Origin of the sequence: Paractinoplanes rishiriensis (assembly GCF_016862375.1) — a bacterium.
Lineage (GTDB): Bacteria > Actinomycetota > Actinomycetes > Mycobacteriales > Micromonosporaceae > Actinoplanes > Actinoplanes rishiriensis.
Map to the genome: position 1 here is coordinate 184,520 of NZ_BOMV01000007.1, position 14,580 is coordinate 199,099.

General features: G+C 70.2%; 12 protein-coding genes. 5 read left to right on the top strand and 7 right to left on the bottom strand.

The window, feature by feature from the left end; genetic code table 11:
- Positions 1-1,185, bottom strand: coding sequence for an acetoin utilization protein AcuC (locus Ari01nite_RS04750; protein ID WP_203779695.1), 1,185 nt, complete (start codon positions 1,183-1,185; stop codon positions 1-3).
- A 120-nt stretch (positions 1,186-1,305) separates the two neighbouring features.
- Here Ari01nite_RS04750 and Ari01nite_RS04755 point away from each other — a divergent pair, with 120 nt between their 5' ends.
- A complete protein-coding gene (locus tag Ari01nite_RS04755) occupies positions 1,306-2,004 on the top strand; it encodes an iron-dependent transcriptional repressor DtxR (RefSeq protein WP_203779697.1) in 699 nt (232 codons plus the stop codon).
- On the opposite strand, the gene Ari01nite_RS04760 is transcribed toward Ari01nite_RS04755, so the two are convergent.
- A complete protein-coding gene (locus tag Ari01nite_RS04760) occupies positions 2,001-2,552 on the bottom strand; it encodes a hypothetical protein (protein WP_239162475.1) in 552 nt (183 codons plus the stop codon). The genes Ari01nite_RS04755 and Ari01nite_RS04760 overlap by 4 nt on opposite strands.
- Before the next feature lie 96 nt (positions 2,553-2,648).
- On the opposite strand from Ari01nite_RS04760, the gene Ari01nite_RS04765 reads away from it, so the two are divergent.
- Complete coding sequence (locus Ari01nite_RS04765) at positions 2,649-3,092, top strand: hypothetical protein (protein WP_203779699.1); 444 nt, start codon at positions 2,649-2,651, stop codon at positions 3,090-3,092.
- The gene (locus Ari01nite_RS04770; RefSeq protein WP_203779701.1) at positions 3,089-3,985 is read left to right on the top strand and encodes an alpha/beta fold hydrolase; all 897 of its coding nucleotides are present in this window, start codon (positions 3,089-3,091) and stop codon (positions 3,983-3,985) included. Before Ari01nite_RS04765 ends, Ari01nite_RS04770 begins: the two co-directional genes overlap by 4 nt.
- 178 nt (positions 3,986-4,163) lie before the next feature.
- Here the strand turns inward: Ari01nite_RS04770 and Ari01nite_RS04775 are convergent, their stop codons facing one another.
- Positions 4,164-5,387 carry an MFS transporter gene (locus tag Ari01nite_RS04775; protein ID WP_239162476.1) on the bottom strand — a complete coding sequence of 408 codons (1,224 nt, stop codon included), beginning with the start codon at positions 5,385-5,387 and terminating at the stop codon, positions 4,164-4,166.
- A 345-nt stretch (positions 5,388-5,732) separates the two neighbouring features.
- Between Ari01nite_RS04775 and Ari01nite_RS04780 the strand changes: the two genes are divergently transcribed.
- Both Ari01nite_RS04780 and Ari01nite_RS04785 read left to right on the top strand, forming a co-directional pair.
- A complete protein-coding gene (locus Ari01nite_RS04780) occupies positions 5,733-8,636 on the top strand; it encodes a galactose oxidase family protein (RefSeq protein ID WP_203779703.1) in 2,904 nt (967 codons plus the stop codon).
- A 42-nt stretch (positions 8,637-8,678) separates the two neighbouring features.
- Complete coding sequence (locus Ari01nite_RS04785) at positions 8,679-9,041, top strand: diguanylate cyclase domain-containing protein (protein ID WP_203779705.1); 363 nt, start codon at positions 8,679-8,681, stop codon at positions 9,039-9,041.
- A gap of 9 nt (positions 9,042-9,050) precedes the next feature.
- Here the strand turns inward: Ari01nite_RS04785 and Ari01nite_RS04790 are convergent, their stop codons facing one another.
- The 4 genes from Ari01nite_RS04790 to Ari01nite_RS04805 all read right to left on the bottom strand — a co-directional run bounded on the left by Ari01nite_RS04790 (position 9,051) and on the right by Ari01nite_RS04805 (position 14,568).
- Entirely contained in the window at positions 9,051-9,836 is a 786-nt protein-coding gene (locus Ari01nite_RS04790; RefSeq protein WP_203779707.1) for a carbohydrate ABC transporter permease, read from the bottom strand.
- Positions 9,837-9,848: 12 nt separating this feature from the next.
- Positions 9,849-10,745: a carbohydrate ABC transporter permease gene (locus Ari01nite_RS04795; RefSeq protein ID WP_203779709.1), complete on the bottom strand. Its 897-nt coding sequence runs from the start codon at positions 10,743-10,745 to the stop codon at positions 9,849-9,851.
- 63 nt (positions 10,746-10,808) lie between these two features.
- Positions 10,809-12,083, bottom strand: coding sequence for an ABC transporter substrate-binding protein (locus tag Ari01nite_RS04800; protein WP_239162477.1), 1,275 nt, complete (start codon positions 12,081-12,083; stop codon positions 10,809-10,811).
- Positions 12,084-12,111: 28 nt separating this feature from the next.
- Entirely contained in the window at positions 12,112-14,568 is a 2,457-nt protein-coding gene (locus tag Ari01nite_RS04805) for an MGH1-like glycoside hydrolase domain-containing protein (protein WP_239162478.1), read from the bottom strand.
- Positions 14,569-14,580 lie beyond the last annotated feature (12 nt).

Here is a 14,580-nt window from a genome sequence, read left to right on the forward strand (position 1 = left end):
TCAGTCGCGGGGGTCTTGCGGGTCGAGGCCGTGCAGCGGGAAGACGGCCGTCCGGGCGGCCAGGATGGCCCGGTCCACCGCGTCCGGTGTGGTGCCCGGCTGCCACGGTTCGACCACCGGGTCGGTGCCGTCGGTCATCGTCTCCGGCACGACCCGCTGCGGGCAGCGTTCGGCGGCCAGCCTGCGCCACCCCGAGGGGGTACGCGTGGCGGGGTCGAGCGGTTCGCCGGTGGCCACCGCGAGCAGGTGGGTCCAGGCCCGCGGCACGACCTCGACCAGCGCGTATCCGCCGCCGCCGGTGGACACCCAGCGACCCCCGCACAGTTCGTCGGCCAGGTCGCGCAAAGCCAGGTACGCCGCGCGCTGGCCATCGACCGACAGGTTGAGGTCGGCCAGCGGGTCGAGGCGGTGCGTGTCGGCGCCGCACTGGCTGAAGATGATCTCGGGGGCGAACGCGCGGAGCACCGACGGGACGACCGCATGGAACGCGCGCAGCCAGCCGGCGTCGTTGGTGCCGGGCGGCAGCGGCACGTTCACCGACATGCCCTCGGCACCCGGGCCGCCGGTCTCGTCGGCGAACCCGGTGCCCGGGAACAGCGCGAGCGGCGTCTCGTGCAGGCTGATCGTGAGCACCCGCGGGTCGTCGTAGAAGGCGTCCTGCACGCCGTCGCCGTGGTGCACGTCGACGTCTACATAGGCCACCCGCCGGCAGCCCTGGTCGAGCAGCCGGGCGATCGCCACCGCGGGGTCGTTGTAGACACAGAAGCCGGCCGCCCGGGCGGACATCGCGTGGTGCAGGCCGCCCGCCACGTTGACGGCCCGGGTGGCAGTGCCGTGCCAGACCGCCTCGGCCGCCGCGATGGTGGCGCCGCAGATCCGCGCCGAGGCCTCGTGCATGCCGTCGAAGACCGGGTTGTCCGAGGTGTTCAGACCCCAGCCCTGAAAGAACGGGTCGAGCGGCGCGTGCCGGACCGCGTCCAGGTAGTTCGCGCGGTGGATCCGGGTGAGGTCGACGTCGTCCGCGGGCCGGGGTGTGATCATTTGCACCCCGGGGCGGTCCAGGACGCCCAGTTCGCGGGCCAGCGCCATGGTGAGCTCGACGCGGACCGGGTTGAGCGGGTGATCGCCCATGTCGTACGCGAGCAGCGCGCTGTCCCACACCACCGCGGTCGTCCGGTCTGCCATGGCCTCATGCTGCCACGCTGCGGCTTCGCGCGGCGCGGTCGGGTAAGGTCGTCTGACTACCAGACGGGGCGGCTGTCAACCCCCGGTGACGGGGTATTATCGCTGCTGGGAGGCCCCACCGTGAATGATCTCGTTGACACCACCGAGATGTACCTGCGCACCATCCTCGAACTGGAGGAGGAGGGCGTTCCGCCGCTGCGTGCCCGGATCGCCGAGCGCCTGCACCAGAGCGGTCCGACGGTCAGCCAGACGGTCGCCCGGATGGAACGCGACGGCCTGCTGACCGTGGAGAACGACCGGCATCTGGTCCTCACCGAGGCCGGCCGGATCGCCGCCGTGGCGGTCATGCGCAAGCACCGCCTCGCCGAGCTGCTGCTGGTCAACGTCATCGGCATGCCCTACGAGGAGGCCCACCAGGAGGCCTGCCGCTGGGAGCACGTGATGAGCGACGCGGTCGAGCTGCGAGTCTACGAGCTGCTCAACCGTCCCACCCGTTCCCCGTACGGCAATCCGATCCCCGGCCTCGACAAGCTGGGCGCGGCCGAGGACGGCGAGCCGGCCGAGGCTTTCGGGGTGAGCAACCAGGGCGAGCGTAACCTGGCCTTCCCCGGCCTGTCCGGCACGGTCGTGGTGCGCCGCATCTGCGAGAGCGTGCAGACCAACGCCGACGTGCTGCGCCAGTTGCACGCGGCCGGCATCGACCCGGGCACGACCGTCACCGTGGCGCAGGAGCGCGACGCCGTGACGATCGACCGTTCCGGCGACAAGATCCGCCTGCCGCGCGAGGTGGCGTCCCGCGTCTTCGTGGCGGCCCACTAACCGGCGGTCGTGTCCATCGCCTTGGCGAGGGCGAGCAGCTTGTTGTTCATCGCGGTCACGTCGGCAGCCTTGGCGTTCTTGGCAAACGTGAACCGCAGCGTCTGCAACTGCTTGGCCTCGCTGAGCCAGCCGATCTCCACGGTCGGCCCGTGCTCGCCCTTCGCCGCGGAGTTCAGCCGGTAGCCGGCCTTGCCCAGCCCCTTGAGGGTGGTGGCCTTCCGGGGCTTGAGGTCGGAGTTGAACAGTTCCGCGTCGGCCGACGTGCTCTCCACCACGGAGAGTGTCAAGTCGGGCCAGTTGCCGGTGACCGTCTGTACGACGCAGGTGGAGGTGTCGTCGACCTGGTCGGAGGCGGCCACGCTGAACTTGACGCCGATCTTCTCCTCGATGAAGGCGTAGTCCCAGAGGATGCAGGCGCCACCCGCCGAGGCCGCGGGCTGTTGGACCAGGTCAACCGGCGGTGTCGCGGCGGTCTCGGCGTCCCGGTCGTCGCAGCCGGTCAGCGCGAGGAGCACGGCGGCGCCGAGCACGACCCAACGCGAACGCACGAGTAATCCTCCCGACGGTGTCCGGGGCACACCGTACTGTGCGCGACCAGCCGACGCTACTTGACACTCACTGTCAAGTAGCGTGAGGATGGCCCGGTGACCCTGGTGGAGCAGATCGTCCGGCTGCTCGACGTCCGCCTGCTGGACCCGCTCGAGGTGCTGCTGGAGGGCGACGAGACGGTCGACGCGGTTCGGGTCCTGCTCCGCACCCGGGCCAAGCGCTGGGCCGACACCCTGCTCAACGGCGACGACCCGGCCGCCACGATGACCGCGGCGAGGCTGATCGCCAACCTGTATCCGGGCGACCGCGCCTTCGACCCGCCGGCCGACTGGTGGGCCACCCCGCTCGGCCAGGCGGTGGCCGTCCGGGCCGGGCACCCGTGGGCCGAGTCGGTCTCCTATGCCACCGCCGGCGCCATGCTCGGCATCACCCGCCAGGGCGTCCACGACCTGGTGCGCCGCGGCCGCCTGCCGCGCCACCCCGACGGCGGCGTGCCGTCCGCGGCGATCCGCGACCGCCTCCGAGGAGAAACTCCATGATCAACGACCGCCTCATCGACGCCGGCGACCTGCCCCTGGCGGTCCGCGACTTCGGCGGCGACCAGCACCCGCTGCTGCTCCTGCACGGCGCCGGCGGCAACCTGGCGCAGATGACAACCCTGGCGCGCGCCCTGCGTCCGAACCACCGGGTGGTCACCGTCGACCTGCGCGGCCACGGCCGGTCCGGCGAAGCCGACTGGACCTGGGACGCGGCCCTCGGCGACCTGGCCTCGGTGTGCGCCCAGCTGGAACTCGACCGTCCCGCCGTGGTCGGCCACTCGCTGGGCGGCATGCTGGCGGCACTGTGGGGCCAGCGCCATCCCGAGTGCCCCGGCGTGGTCAGCCTCGACGGCAACCCGCCGCCCACCCGCCCCGACCACCTGCCCGGCCTCGACCCCGACAAGGCGGCCGCCGAACTGGCCCGCCTGCACGCCGTCTTCGACCAGTTCGAGTCCGCCGCCGGCCGGGTGATCCCCGCCGAGCAGCTCCCCGACCTGGTGGAACGCCAGCGGATGGCGGCCCGCGACATGGGCGCGAACGAGAAGGTCTGGATCGAGGCGTTCCGCCGCAACCTGGCCCACGAGAACGGCGAGACCTCGATCCGCCCGTCCGCCGCCACCACGGCCCGCCTGCGCACGCTGATGAACGAGCTGGACCTGACCCCGGTCTACCAGGCCACCACCTGCCCCGAGCTGCTCGTGCTGCCCACCCGCAACCTGCCCGAGCAGGAGCCGTTCGCCGAACTCTACGAGGCCCACCGCCGCTACCTGGTCGCCCGGGCCGCCGCGATCGGCCACCTGAAATACCTCTCGCTCGCCGACACGTCGCACGCCATGCCGATCGAGCAACCCGCCGTCCTGGCCGGCCTGATCACCGATTTCCTGCGAGCCTGAAAACCTATGAAAGTACGGGCGACCACAGGTCACCTCCGAGCAGTCCAGCTTGCTGCACATCCAGGCCGTCCGCCGCTTCCGGCCCCTTGGTAACGCCGCCGCACGCGCAAGACCAGGTCCCGCGCACCGCACGCCTCCTCTTGATCGTCAGCAGCAGCCACCGCTCGACCGTCGGTTCTCACCCGTTGAGCGCACCCACCCGCATCCCGGGACCGAGGCCCCGATAGCGGCCGGGAATGTACGGGGTCACGCGGGCTATCGGGTGGGCAGCGGCTTGGCGGCGCCGGATGCCAGCAAGCCGATGGCCAACGCCCCGAACACGCAGAGCAGCGCGTTCAGGACGCCGTAGCTGTGGGCCAGCACGCCGATCAGTGGCGGGCCGGCCAGGAAAGCCCCGTACCCGATCGAGCCCGCCACCGACACGCGGATCGCGGATCTCGTCGGGTCGTCGGCCGCTGAGCTCATGCCGATGGGGGAAGCCCAAGGACGCACCGGCTCCCCACAGCAGTGCGCCCACCAGCACCGCCGGCACGCCGATCTGGGCCACCACCAGGGTCAGCCCGACGACGCCCAGGACCACCGTGCCGCGCAGGACGCGCACCCGGCCCCAGCGTTCGATCGCGGTGCCGCCGAAGAAGCGGGACAGCGTCATCGCGGTCACGAAAGTGCCGTAGCCGATTGCTCCTACGGTCTCGGACGCGCCGTAGGCGTCGACCAGGCTGATGGCGAGCCAGTCGTTCGCGACGCCCTCGGTGAAGCCGAAGCCGAGCATGATCAGTCCGATGAGGACGGTTCGGGGTTCGCGCCACGCCTCGAGGACGCTCATCGGGTGCTTCTCGCCGGGCGGGAGAGGCGTGTACGGCAGGAATGCCCGTACGGTCGGAATTGTCGCGCCCGCCGTCAGTGCCGCGGTGAGATAGAGCTGCACCCAGATCGGCAGGCCGGCGGCCGCCGCGAGGGCGCTCAGACCGGCGCCCAGCACCGTGCCCAGGCTGAAGCCGGCATGAAAGCGGGGCATCAGCGTCCGCCCCAGGTGGCGTTCGACGTCGGCGCCCTCGACGTTCATCGCGACGTCCCAGGTGCTGTTGCCGGCGCCCACCAGCACCAGGCCGGCCGCCGCGACCGACACGCTCCCGGTCAGCGTGCCGGTGCCCAGCCCGGCCAGCCCCAGCGCCATCGCACCGCTGCCCAGCAGGATCGCGCGGGCCGGGCCGACGCGTTGCACCAGCGGGCCGGCCAGCGGGATCGCGGTGATCGCGGCGGCCGAGATGCACAGCAGCAGCAACCCGAAGCCGGCCACCGAGAGGCTCAGGTCGTCGCGCACCGCGGGGGCGCGGGCCAGCCAGCCGCCGAACGCCAGGCCGTTGGTGGCGAACGTGGCGCCGACCGCGACTTTGGCCAAGTTCAGGCGGGGTGATTGGAGGACCACAACGCAAACTTACACGTTTAAGCCGGAGTGCCACGGAAAGCTCGGCAAGGGGGTGACGAGACACGACAGTGTCCACAAACGAGAAAAGGCTTAACCCCCAAAAGCCCAAAAGCGGCACGCGTACGGCTAAAGCCGGGCGCGCCGGTTCGCGGCTAATGCGGGAAAGGCCGTTAACGCACGGTTTCGACGCGGCAGTTTAGGTCGTCGATCCGCACGTGTCTGTAGGCCGTGTGTGGACATTAGTTACGTCGCAGCGTCGATATCGTCACGCCGCGTATCGACGTTGGCTTTCCACCAGGAGAAATCTTGGGGGAATCGATGCGTGTGCGGCGACGCGGACGGGGAGCCGTTGCCACGGCGATGCTGTGTGTGCTGGTCGGCGTGGCGGCGGTGGTGCACCAGCAACCGGACGCGCCACCCGGCCCGGCCGCCGACCCGCACGCCGGTCATATCGTGCCGTCGCTGGTGCCGGCCGCGGTCACCACGGCCGCGCCGCTGCCGCGTACCGGATGGGAGATAACGGCCGACGACGCGGCAGAGACCGCAACCCGGGTCCTGGACGGCGATCCCGCCACCTCGTGGCGGACCGCCGCGACCGCCCTGCCGCACCACCTCACCATCGACACCCGCAACCGGGTCGCGCTCAGCGGGCTCACCTACCTGCCGGCCGCCGGCGAGACCGGGCGGATCGGGCAGTACCAGGTGCAGATCAGCGACAACGGCACCACCTGGAGCGCACCGGTGGCGACCGGCACCTTCGCCGACGACGAGGTGCTCAAGACCGTGGCGATCGGCACCGTGGTGACCCGGTACGTGCGGTTCAGCGCGCTCACCGAGGCCGGCAACCGGACCAGCGCGGTGGCCGCCGCGGAGATCAACCTGCTCGGCGGCACCGACCCGGCACTGCCCCGCACCGGCTGGACGATCGCACCGGACAGCCAGGAGACGGCCGCGCAGAACGGCCGGGCGGTCAACGCGCTGGACGGCAACACCACCACGTTCTGGCACAGCAGGTACAGCCCGGCGCCGGCCGGCCCGCTGCCGCACGCGATCACGGTCGACATGAAGACCGCCAACCTGGTGTCCGGCCTCGCCTACCTGCCCCGCCAGGACACGTCGAAGAACGGCCAGATCGGCCGCTACCGCATCGAGACCAGCATGAACGGCACGGTGTGGGCACCGCCGTCGACCGGTGCGTTCACCGACTCCAAGTCGGCGCAGATCGCGCGGTTCGCGCCGACGCTGGCCCGGTTCGTCAAGCTCACCGCGCTCAGCGAGGCCGGCAACCGCGGGCCGTGGTCGTCGGTGGCCGAGGTCAACCTGCTCGGCCGGGCCAACCCGACGCTGAGCCGCTCCGGCTGGACGGTCACCGCGAGTTCGCAGGAGACCGCCGCCGCCGACAACCGGGCCGCCCTGGTGCTGGACGACAACGCCACCACCTTCTGGCACAGCCGCTACTCCCCCGCGCCGGCCGTCCCGCTGCCGCACACCCTGCAGTTCGACCTCACCCGGGTGGTCAACCTGGGCGGCCTGTCCTACCTGCCGCGGCCCACCGGGGTGAACGGCCGGATCGGGCAGTACCGGATCGCCACCTCCACCGACAACAGCACCTGGGACGTGCAGGCCAACGGCACGTTCGGCGACAGCGCGGCGCAGCAGACCGTGGTGTTCCCGCCGGTGGACGCCCGCTACGTGCGCCTCATCGCGGTCACCGAGGCCGGCAACCGCGGGCCGTGGAGCACCGCGGCCGAGATCTACCTGCTCGGCCCGAGCGGCTCCATCGTGCCGCAGCGCGGCGCCTGGGGTGCGCCGGTCGGCTTCCCGCTGGTGCCGGTGGCCGCCGCGCTGCTGCCCAACGGCAAGGTGCTGACCTGGTCGGCGTTCCAGAAGGACGCGTTCAGCGGCGGTACCGGCAAGACCGTGACGGCGATCTGGGACCCGGCCACCGGGGTGTCCACCCAGCGCACGGTGAGCAACACCGGGCACGACATGTTCTGCCCCGGCATCTCGGCGCTGCCGGACGGCCGGGTCGTGGTCACCGGCGGCAACAACAGCGAGAAGACCAGCATCTACAACCCGGCCACGGACGCCTGGACGGGCGGGCCGAACATGACGACGCCGCGCGGCTACCAGTCCAGCGTCACCCTCGGCGACGGCCGGGTCTTCACCATCGGCGGATCGTGGAGCGGGCCGATCGGCGGCACCAACGGCGTGCCGCACAAGGCCGGCGAGGTCTGGTCGGCGAGCGGTGGCTGGAAGGCGCTGCCCGGCGCGGACGCCACGCCGAGCCTGACCGCGGACGCCAACCCGCTGGGCGACTACCGCAAGGACAACCACACCTGGCTGTTCGCGTGGAGCGGCGGCAAGGTGCTGCAGGCCGGGCCGAGCCGGCGGATGAACTGGTACTCCGCGGACGGGACCGGCTCGGTCACCACGGCCGGCACCCGGGGCGGGACGGACGCGATGAACGGCACCGCGGTCATGTACGACACCGGCAAGATCCTCGCGGTCGGCGGCGCGACCAGCTACGAGGGTGTCGAGGCCACCGCGGACGCGCACCTGATCACCGTGCGGGGCAGCACGGTGACCTCGCGGCAGGTTTCGTCGATGGCCAATACGCGGTCCTTCCACAGCAGCGTCGTGCTGCCGGACGGCCGGGTCGCGGTGATCGGCGGGCAGAACTTCCCGGTGCCGTTCTCGGACAACACCGCGGTGCTGAACGCCGAACTGTGGGACCCGGTGACCGAGTCGTTCAGCACGATGGCCACGGCCCGGGTGCCCCGGACGTACCACAGCGTGGCGCTGCTGCTGCCGGACGGCCGGGTGTTCAGCGGCGGCGGCGGCCTGTGCGGGGCGGGCTGCTCGACCAACCACTTCGACGGCGAGATCTGGACCCCGCCGTACCTGCTGACCGCGACCGGCGCCGCGGCGCCCCGGCCGGTGCTGACCGAGGCGCCCACCGAGGCCGCGAACGGCGACACCGTCACGGTCCGGACCGACCGCGAGGTCACCGGCTTCGCGATGGTCCGGATGGGCACCGTGACCCACACCGTGAACACCGACCAGCGCCGGCTGTCGCTGCCGCACACCACGACCGCGGACGGCGGCTACGAACTGACCATCCCGCCCGACACCGGGATAGCCGTACCCGGTTACTGGATGCTTTTCGCCCTGGACGCCAAGGGTGTGCCCAGCGTCGCCAAGATCTTCAAAATCGGATAACCGGCCGCCTCAGCCGTGCGCCGATTGCCGGAACCTGCCGATATGAGGACTGTGCAGACAGCTGGGACCGGCCCGGCCAGGCCGCCGGCGACCCTCGCGGCGGTGGCCGGCACCGCCCGCGACACCGACATGGTGGCCCGCTACGGCGGCGAGGAACTCGCCGTCGTCCTGCCGGGCGCCGACCTGGACTGCGCGCACCGCACGGCGGAGCGCATCCGGGCGGCGGTCGCCGCTCTCGAGGCGCCGCATCCGGGCTCGCCGACCGGCTTCCTGACGGTCAGCGCCGGCGTCGCCACCTCGGCGCCCCGCCGCGGCACCCGGCCGGACGGCCTGCTGAAACAGGCCGACCGGTGCCTCTACGAAGCCAAGAACGGCGGCCGCAACCGGGTCGCGGCGGCCGGCTGACCCGGCCGGTCAGCCGCGCAGGGCGCCCGACATGAAGCCGCGGACGTAGCTGCGCTGCAGGACGACGAAGAGCAGCAGGCACGGGATCGCCATGAAGGTGACGCCGGCCTCGAGTGCCGGGTAGTCGATGGCGCCGAAGGTGGCGGTCCGCATGTTCACCACGGCCAGCATCATCGTGAACTTGTCGGTGGAGTTGAGCAGGATCAGCGGGGCGAAGAACTCGCCCCACGAGGTGAGGAACGCGAAGAGTGAAACCGTGACGAGCCCGGGCCGCACGGCGTGCAGCAGCACCCGGACCAGCACCGCGAGGCTGCCGCAGCCGTCGATCAGGGCCGACTCCTCGAGTTCCTTCGGGATGGCCTCGAACGCGTTGCGCATCATGAAGATCGAGAACGGCAGCTGGAACATGATCAGTACGAGGCTCAGGCCGACCAGCGAGTCCTGCAGGCCCAGCCAGCCGAGCAGCACGTACAGGGCGATCAGGATGGTCGCGTACGGCACCATGAGGATCGCTAGGGTGAGCAGGAACAGGGCGTTCTTGCCGGGGAAGTTGAACCGGCCGAAGGCGTACCCGCCCAGCGTGGCGACGAAGAGCGTGCCGCCGACGGTGAGGCCGCTGACCACGATGCTGTTCCAGACGTGTTCGAAGCGGATGCCGTTGTCCGAGGTGAACAGCCGTTCGTAGTTTTCCAACCCAAAACCTTGGGGGGTACGCACCGACGCGTACGCGCTCCAGGCCAGCGGGAACAGGAAGAGAATCGCCAGGGCAGCGCCGGTGACCCGGGACATGCGCATCGTCCAGACCCCCTAGGACCGGCGGCGCAGCATGCCGAGCTGCACCGCGTTGAGCACGACGAGGACGACCAGCAGGACCACCGAGACGGCGGCGGCCGAGCCCAGGTCCAGTTCGATGAAGGCCTTGCGGTAGATCACCATGACCAGCGACGTGGTGCTGTTGTCGGGGCCGCCGCGGGTGAGGATCCAGAACTGGTCGAAGGCCAGCAGCGAACCGGTGACCATCAGGGTGAGCACGAGCGCGGTGGTGGTCCGCATCAGCGGCAGGGTGATACGGCGGAACGACTGCCAGGCCGAGGCGCCGTCCAGCCGGGCCGCCTCGTACACCTCATCGGGAATTGCTTGCAGGCCGGTGAGCAGGATCAGCATGTTGAAGCCGGCGAACCGCCACAGCACCAGCCCGACCGCCGAGCCGAGCGCCTCGCCGGAGCTGCCGCTGACCGAGACCAGGTCGCCGAACGGGCCGATCTCGGCGCTGAGCATGCCGAGGAACAGCAGCGAGGCGCTGGCGAAACCGACCGCGGCGGGCAGGAAGTACGCGGTGCGCAGGAAGCCGATGCCGCGCCCGGAGTGCTGGACGATCAGCGCCATCCCGAAGGCCAGCGCGAACAGCAGCACGGTCACGATCACCGTGTATTTGAGGGTGAACCAGACCGCGGTGTTCAGCAGGTCGTCGTCGCTGAGCGCGGCGAAGTTCTCCGGCGCGTTCAGGGTCGGCGGGCCGAGCAGCGGCCACCGGTGCAGCGACATCCAGGCCACCAGGCCCAGGGGGACGACGAAGAACAGGCCCACCACGAAGGCCGTCGGCGCGGCGTAGAGGGCGCCGGTCCAGCGACGGCGGCGCCGGCCACCACGGCCGGCGGCTATCGGTTCGGCTTCCGGCGGGCTCGTGGGGGCTAGCAACGTCATATGTGGTTCTCCGAGAAGGGGCCCGCCCTCCGTGTGGGGCGGAGGGCGGACCGGTCCGGTGTATTACTTCTGCAGTGACGAACTCAGTGCCGCGGCCCCGTCGTTCAGGGCCTTCTGCGGGTCGGCGCCGAACAGCGCGCCGCGGAACGCGGTGACCCAGGGACTCTGCGGGTCGTTGTAGGTGGCGTTGAAGTTCTTGGCGTACGGCGTCTTGCCCTTGGCCATCAGGTTGTTGATCTGCACGATCCGCGGGTCGGCGGAGGCGTACTTGTTGGCGGCCAGGTCGGTACGTACCGGTACGCCCTTGTTCTTGGCGATCACCTCGACCTGGGCCTCGTCGCCGAGGGTCCAGGACAGGAAGTCCCAGGCCCCGGCGGCGTTCTTGCTGGTCGCCCCGATGCCGATGGAGTCACCGCCGACAAACGTGGATTCGCCGCCGTCCAGCCCGCTGATCGGCGCCACACCCAGCTTGAAGCTGGCCTTCTCCTCGATGACGCCGAGCCACGCGGACGGCCCCGGCGCGATGCCGATCTTGCCAGTCTGCAGGGCGCCGAGCCAGGTGGGTCCGGCCTCGTCCTTGGACGCGGGCGCGGCCACCCCCTCCTCGAAGAGCTTGCGGTACAGCGCGAAGACGTCGGTCATCTCCTTGCCGTTGATCGTGCTCTCGGTGCCCTCGGCGTTCATCACGTCGCCGCCGGAGGCCCACACCGACGGCCACAGGGTGAACACGTTGCAGCCACCGCAGTTGCCGCCGAAGTAGGTGCCGTTGATGTCGCCGCCGAGCTTGTCGACGGCCCGGGCGGCCGCCGCGAACTCACCGAGCGACGCCGGCGGCTTCTCCGGGTCGAGACCGGCCTTGGTGAACAGGTCCTTGTTGTAGAGCATCACGGACATGTCGATGGTGTGCGGCACCGCGTAGTTGCGCTCTTTCCACGTCCCGTTCGTGACGTGGGCGGGCGCCACCTTGTCCTTGATCGGCAGCGCGCCGAACCGGTCGGTGATGTCCATCCACAGCCCCTGCGAGGCGTACTGAGGCGCGAACACTACGTCGGAGGCGAACAGGTCCGGCAGCGCCTTGGCGCCCGCCGCCGACGCGATCTTGGCCGGGTACTCCTCGTTGGGGTACGCGGTCACCTGCACCTTGTTCTTGTGCGTGGCGTTGTAGGCCTCCGCGTACTGCTTCGAGATGGACTCGGTTGCGGCCCGGGTCCACAGGGTGAGCGTGGCGCCGCTGTCCGCAGTCTCGGCGGACCCGGCGTCGTCGTTCCCGTCACCCCCGCAGCCGGCCAGGCCGGCCACCAACAGTGCAGCGGCGGTGCCGCACAACCATCGTTTCAACGGACGTTCCTCCTATAGGTACGCGGCGTTACCGCGATTCTTCGAGCCGGCCCAGGGCGCGGTTGGTAAGGCCGGTGTTCAGGTTGACGCCGACCTTCTGGAACATGTTGACCATCTGGGTGCTGGTCTGCCGCACCTGGACGGGCGACTGCAGTCCGGCGTACGCCTGGTTGTAGGTGACCGTGGCGCTGCCGCTCGGGAAGGTGACCGCACCGGTGTCCGGGTTCCAGACGAACCGCGCGAGCCGGTCGATCGTGGCCACCCGGGTCCCGTTGATGAAGATCGAGTAGCCCTGCGGGATGCCCGCGTACTTGACCACGCCGTCGGCCGGGTCGTCCCAGACGATGCTCAGGTCGGCGTTGCGGTACCGCAGGTTGTTGACCGCGAAGTTCGGCCAGTTGATGTTGATCGGGCTGAGCTCGACCTGGTTGTCGTTGCGCGGCCGCAGGCCCGCCACGTCCTCGATGACCGTGAAGTTGCTGCTGCCGAGGATGTTGTGGTGGATCCAGGAGCGGTACTGGATGGTCCGCGACGAGGCGTTCCAGTCGGCCCAGAACTCGTTGGCGTCCGGCCACTGGGTGTTGCCGTTGACGTACTGCGCCCAGGTGTTCCAGTACAGGAGCTTCTTGTAGTCCTCGGCGCTCATCCACTGGTTCGGGTAGTTGCGCAGCACCGAGGAGTACAGCCGGAACTGCACCGTCGAGTTGATCGTCGAGAAGTTGTTCGAGCCCGGCTGGCCGGCCGCCGCCGCTGCCGCCTTGTCCCGCTGGTTGGCGGTGAAGAACGGGAAGATCGGGTAGTCGGCCGGGTCGGCGAACAGGCGCAGGGCCTGCTTGTACTGGTCGGTGTTCGGCATCGCGCCGACCGCGTACGGGTAGTAGTTGTTGATCTCTTTCCACGGCACCAGGGCGTTGGTCGCGACGTGCCGGTGCTTGATCAGCCCGTTCGCGTTGTCCCACAGGACCGTCTGGATGGCGTTCTTGATCCGGTTGGCGATCGTCGTCATCTCGGCGGCCTTGGCCGTGTTGCCGGTCGCGGCGTAGGCCTCGGCGGCGGCGACGGCACCGCTGTAGACGTACGCGGACTCGGCGCGGTCCAGGTTGCCGGCGCGCCAGTGGAACGACACCGCGTCGGCGTCGTTACCGGTGAGCGCGCCCCAGTCGTACTCGATCAGGCCGTTGTTGTCCCGGTCGTAGTACGAGAGCTGGCCCTTGACGTCGCCCTCGGCGTACTGCGCCAGCTTGCTGGCCACTGCCGGCTGCCCGCCGTGGATCTGGTAGCTGCGCCAGGCCGCCTCGGCGATGTACTGGGTGTAGCTGTTCGACCAGTTCTCCGGGTCGCCCGGGTTGTCGACGAACCGGCCACCGTTGGACACCTTGCCGACCGACAGCCAGTCACCGTACGACCATGCGGGGTTGCGCAGGTACTTCAGGTCGTCGATGTGCATCGGCTGGGTGAGCACGATGGCGTTGTTGTAGCCCAGCGAGCCCTCGACCGAGATCGGGAACTCGAAGTGCCGCGGCATGTTGGCGTCCAGGTGGTTGAACCGCATCAGCCACCAGCGGTAGTAGATCTCTTTCTTGATCGCCGGCTCGGGCACGTCGATGTACGGCAGGTTCTGCGCCCACCAGAGGTTGTACGCCCGCACGTGGGCACCGAACACGTCCTGCGCGGCGGCGTTGCGGTAGGCGTTGTACTCCGTCAGCGACTCCGGGATCTCGTTGGCCACGAAGCCCATCTGCACCTTGACCGTCACGGTGGCGCCGGCCGCAATCGTCACGTTGCGGGTCAGCGCGCCGCTCGCGGCCGTGAATCCGTCGCCGGACAGCCGCGGGTACAGCGTGGTGAGGTTGTTCTTCACGGCCCGCGAGCCGGTCAGCTCGGCGCCGGTCACCGTGGTGGCGTACGGCGAGGTCACCCGCAGCGCCACGGTCTGCGACGCGGTGCCGGTGTTGGTGAAGGCCAGGTTGTCGACCGCCACGTTGTTGTGGGACATGAACTTGGTCTGCAGCAGCCGCAGCGAGCCGTTGGTGTGCGTGCTCTTCCAGTGGCTCGGCGCCTGCCAGCGCGAGTTGACCTGCTCGGTCCACGTGCCGCTGCCGGCCGTGACGGTGAACGCGGCCTGGTTGCTGATGCTCTCCCAGTACGCGACCTGGCCACCGAAGCCGAGCACCGAGGGGGTGTGCGTCTTCATGAACAGGGCCCGGCCACGGGACATCAGCCAGGTGCCCGCCGGGTCGTTACCGGGGCGGGCGAGCAGCCGGTCCATCCAGAAATCGGTGCCGCCGGCCTCGGCGTCGTACATGGCCTGCATGGTGTTGCCGGTGGTCATCGCGACCGGTGGGGCCGGCACGGCGGGACCGGAGAACGTTGGGTAGCCGATGGTCTGGGCGGCCATGGCCGGCTCGGCTCCCAGGACGGCGGCGGTCGTGCCGGTGAGGACGGTTGTCAGCGCGAATGCCAGCCAGCGGGGACGGTGCGGCATCGCGACCTCCTT

What these genes read in the sequence shown, in the direction of transcription:
- Ari01nite_RS04780 (WP_203779703.1), top strand. Translation starts at nt 5,733, where the DNA reads ATGCGTGTGCGGCGACGCGGACGGGGAGCCGTTGCCACGGCGATGCTG.
- Ari01nite_RS04805 (WP_239162478.1), bottom strand. Translation starts at nt 14,568, where the DNA reads ATGCCGCACCGTCCCCGCTGGCTGGCATTCGCGCTGACAACCGTCCTC.
- Ari01nite_RS04795 (WP_203779709.1), bottom strand. Translation starts at nt 10,745, where the DNA reads ATGACGTTGCTAGCCCCCACGAGCCCGCCGGAAGCCGAACCGATAGCC.
- Ari01nite_RS04770 (WP_203779701.1), top strand. Translation starts at nt 3,089, where the DNA reads ATGATCAACGACCGCCTCATCGACGCCGGCGACCTGCCCCTGGCGGTC.
- Ari01nite_RS04785 (WP_203779705.1), top strand. Translation starts at nt 8,679, where the DNA reads ATGAGGACTGTGCAGACAGCTGGGACCGGCCCGGCCAGGCCGCCGGCG.
- Ari01nite_RS04790 (WP_203779707.1), bottom strand. Translation starts at nt 9,836, where the DNA reads ATGCGCATGTCCCGGGTCACCGGCGCTGCCCTGGCGATTCTCTTCCTG.
- Ari01nite_RS04750 (WP_203779695.1), bottom strand. Translation starts at nt 1,185, where the DNA reads ATGGCAGACCGGACGACCGCGGTGGTGTGGGACAGCGCGCTGCTCGCG.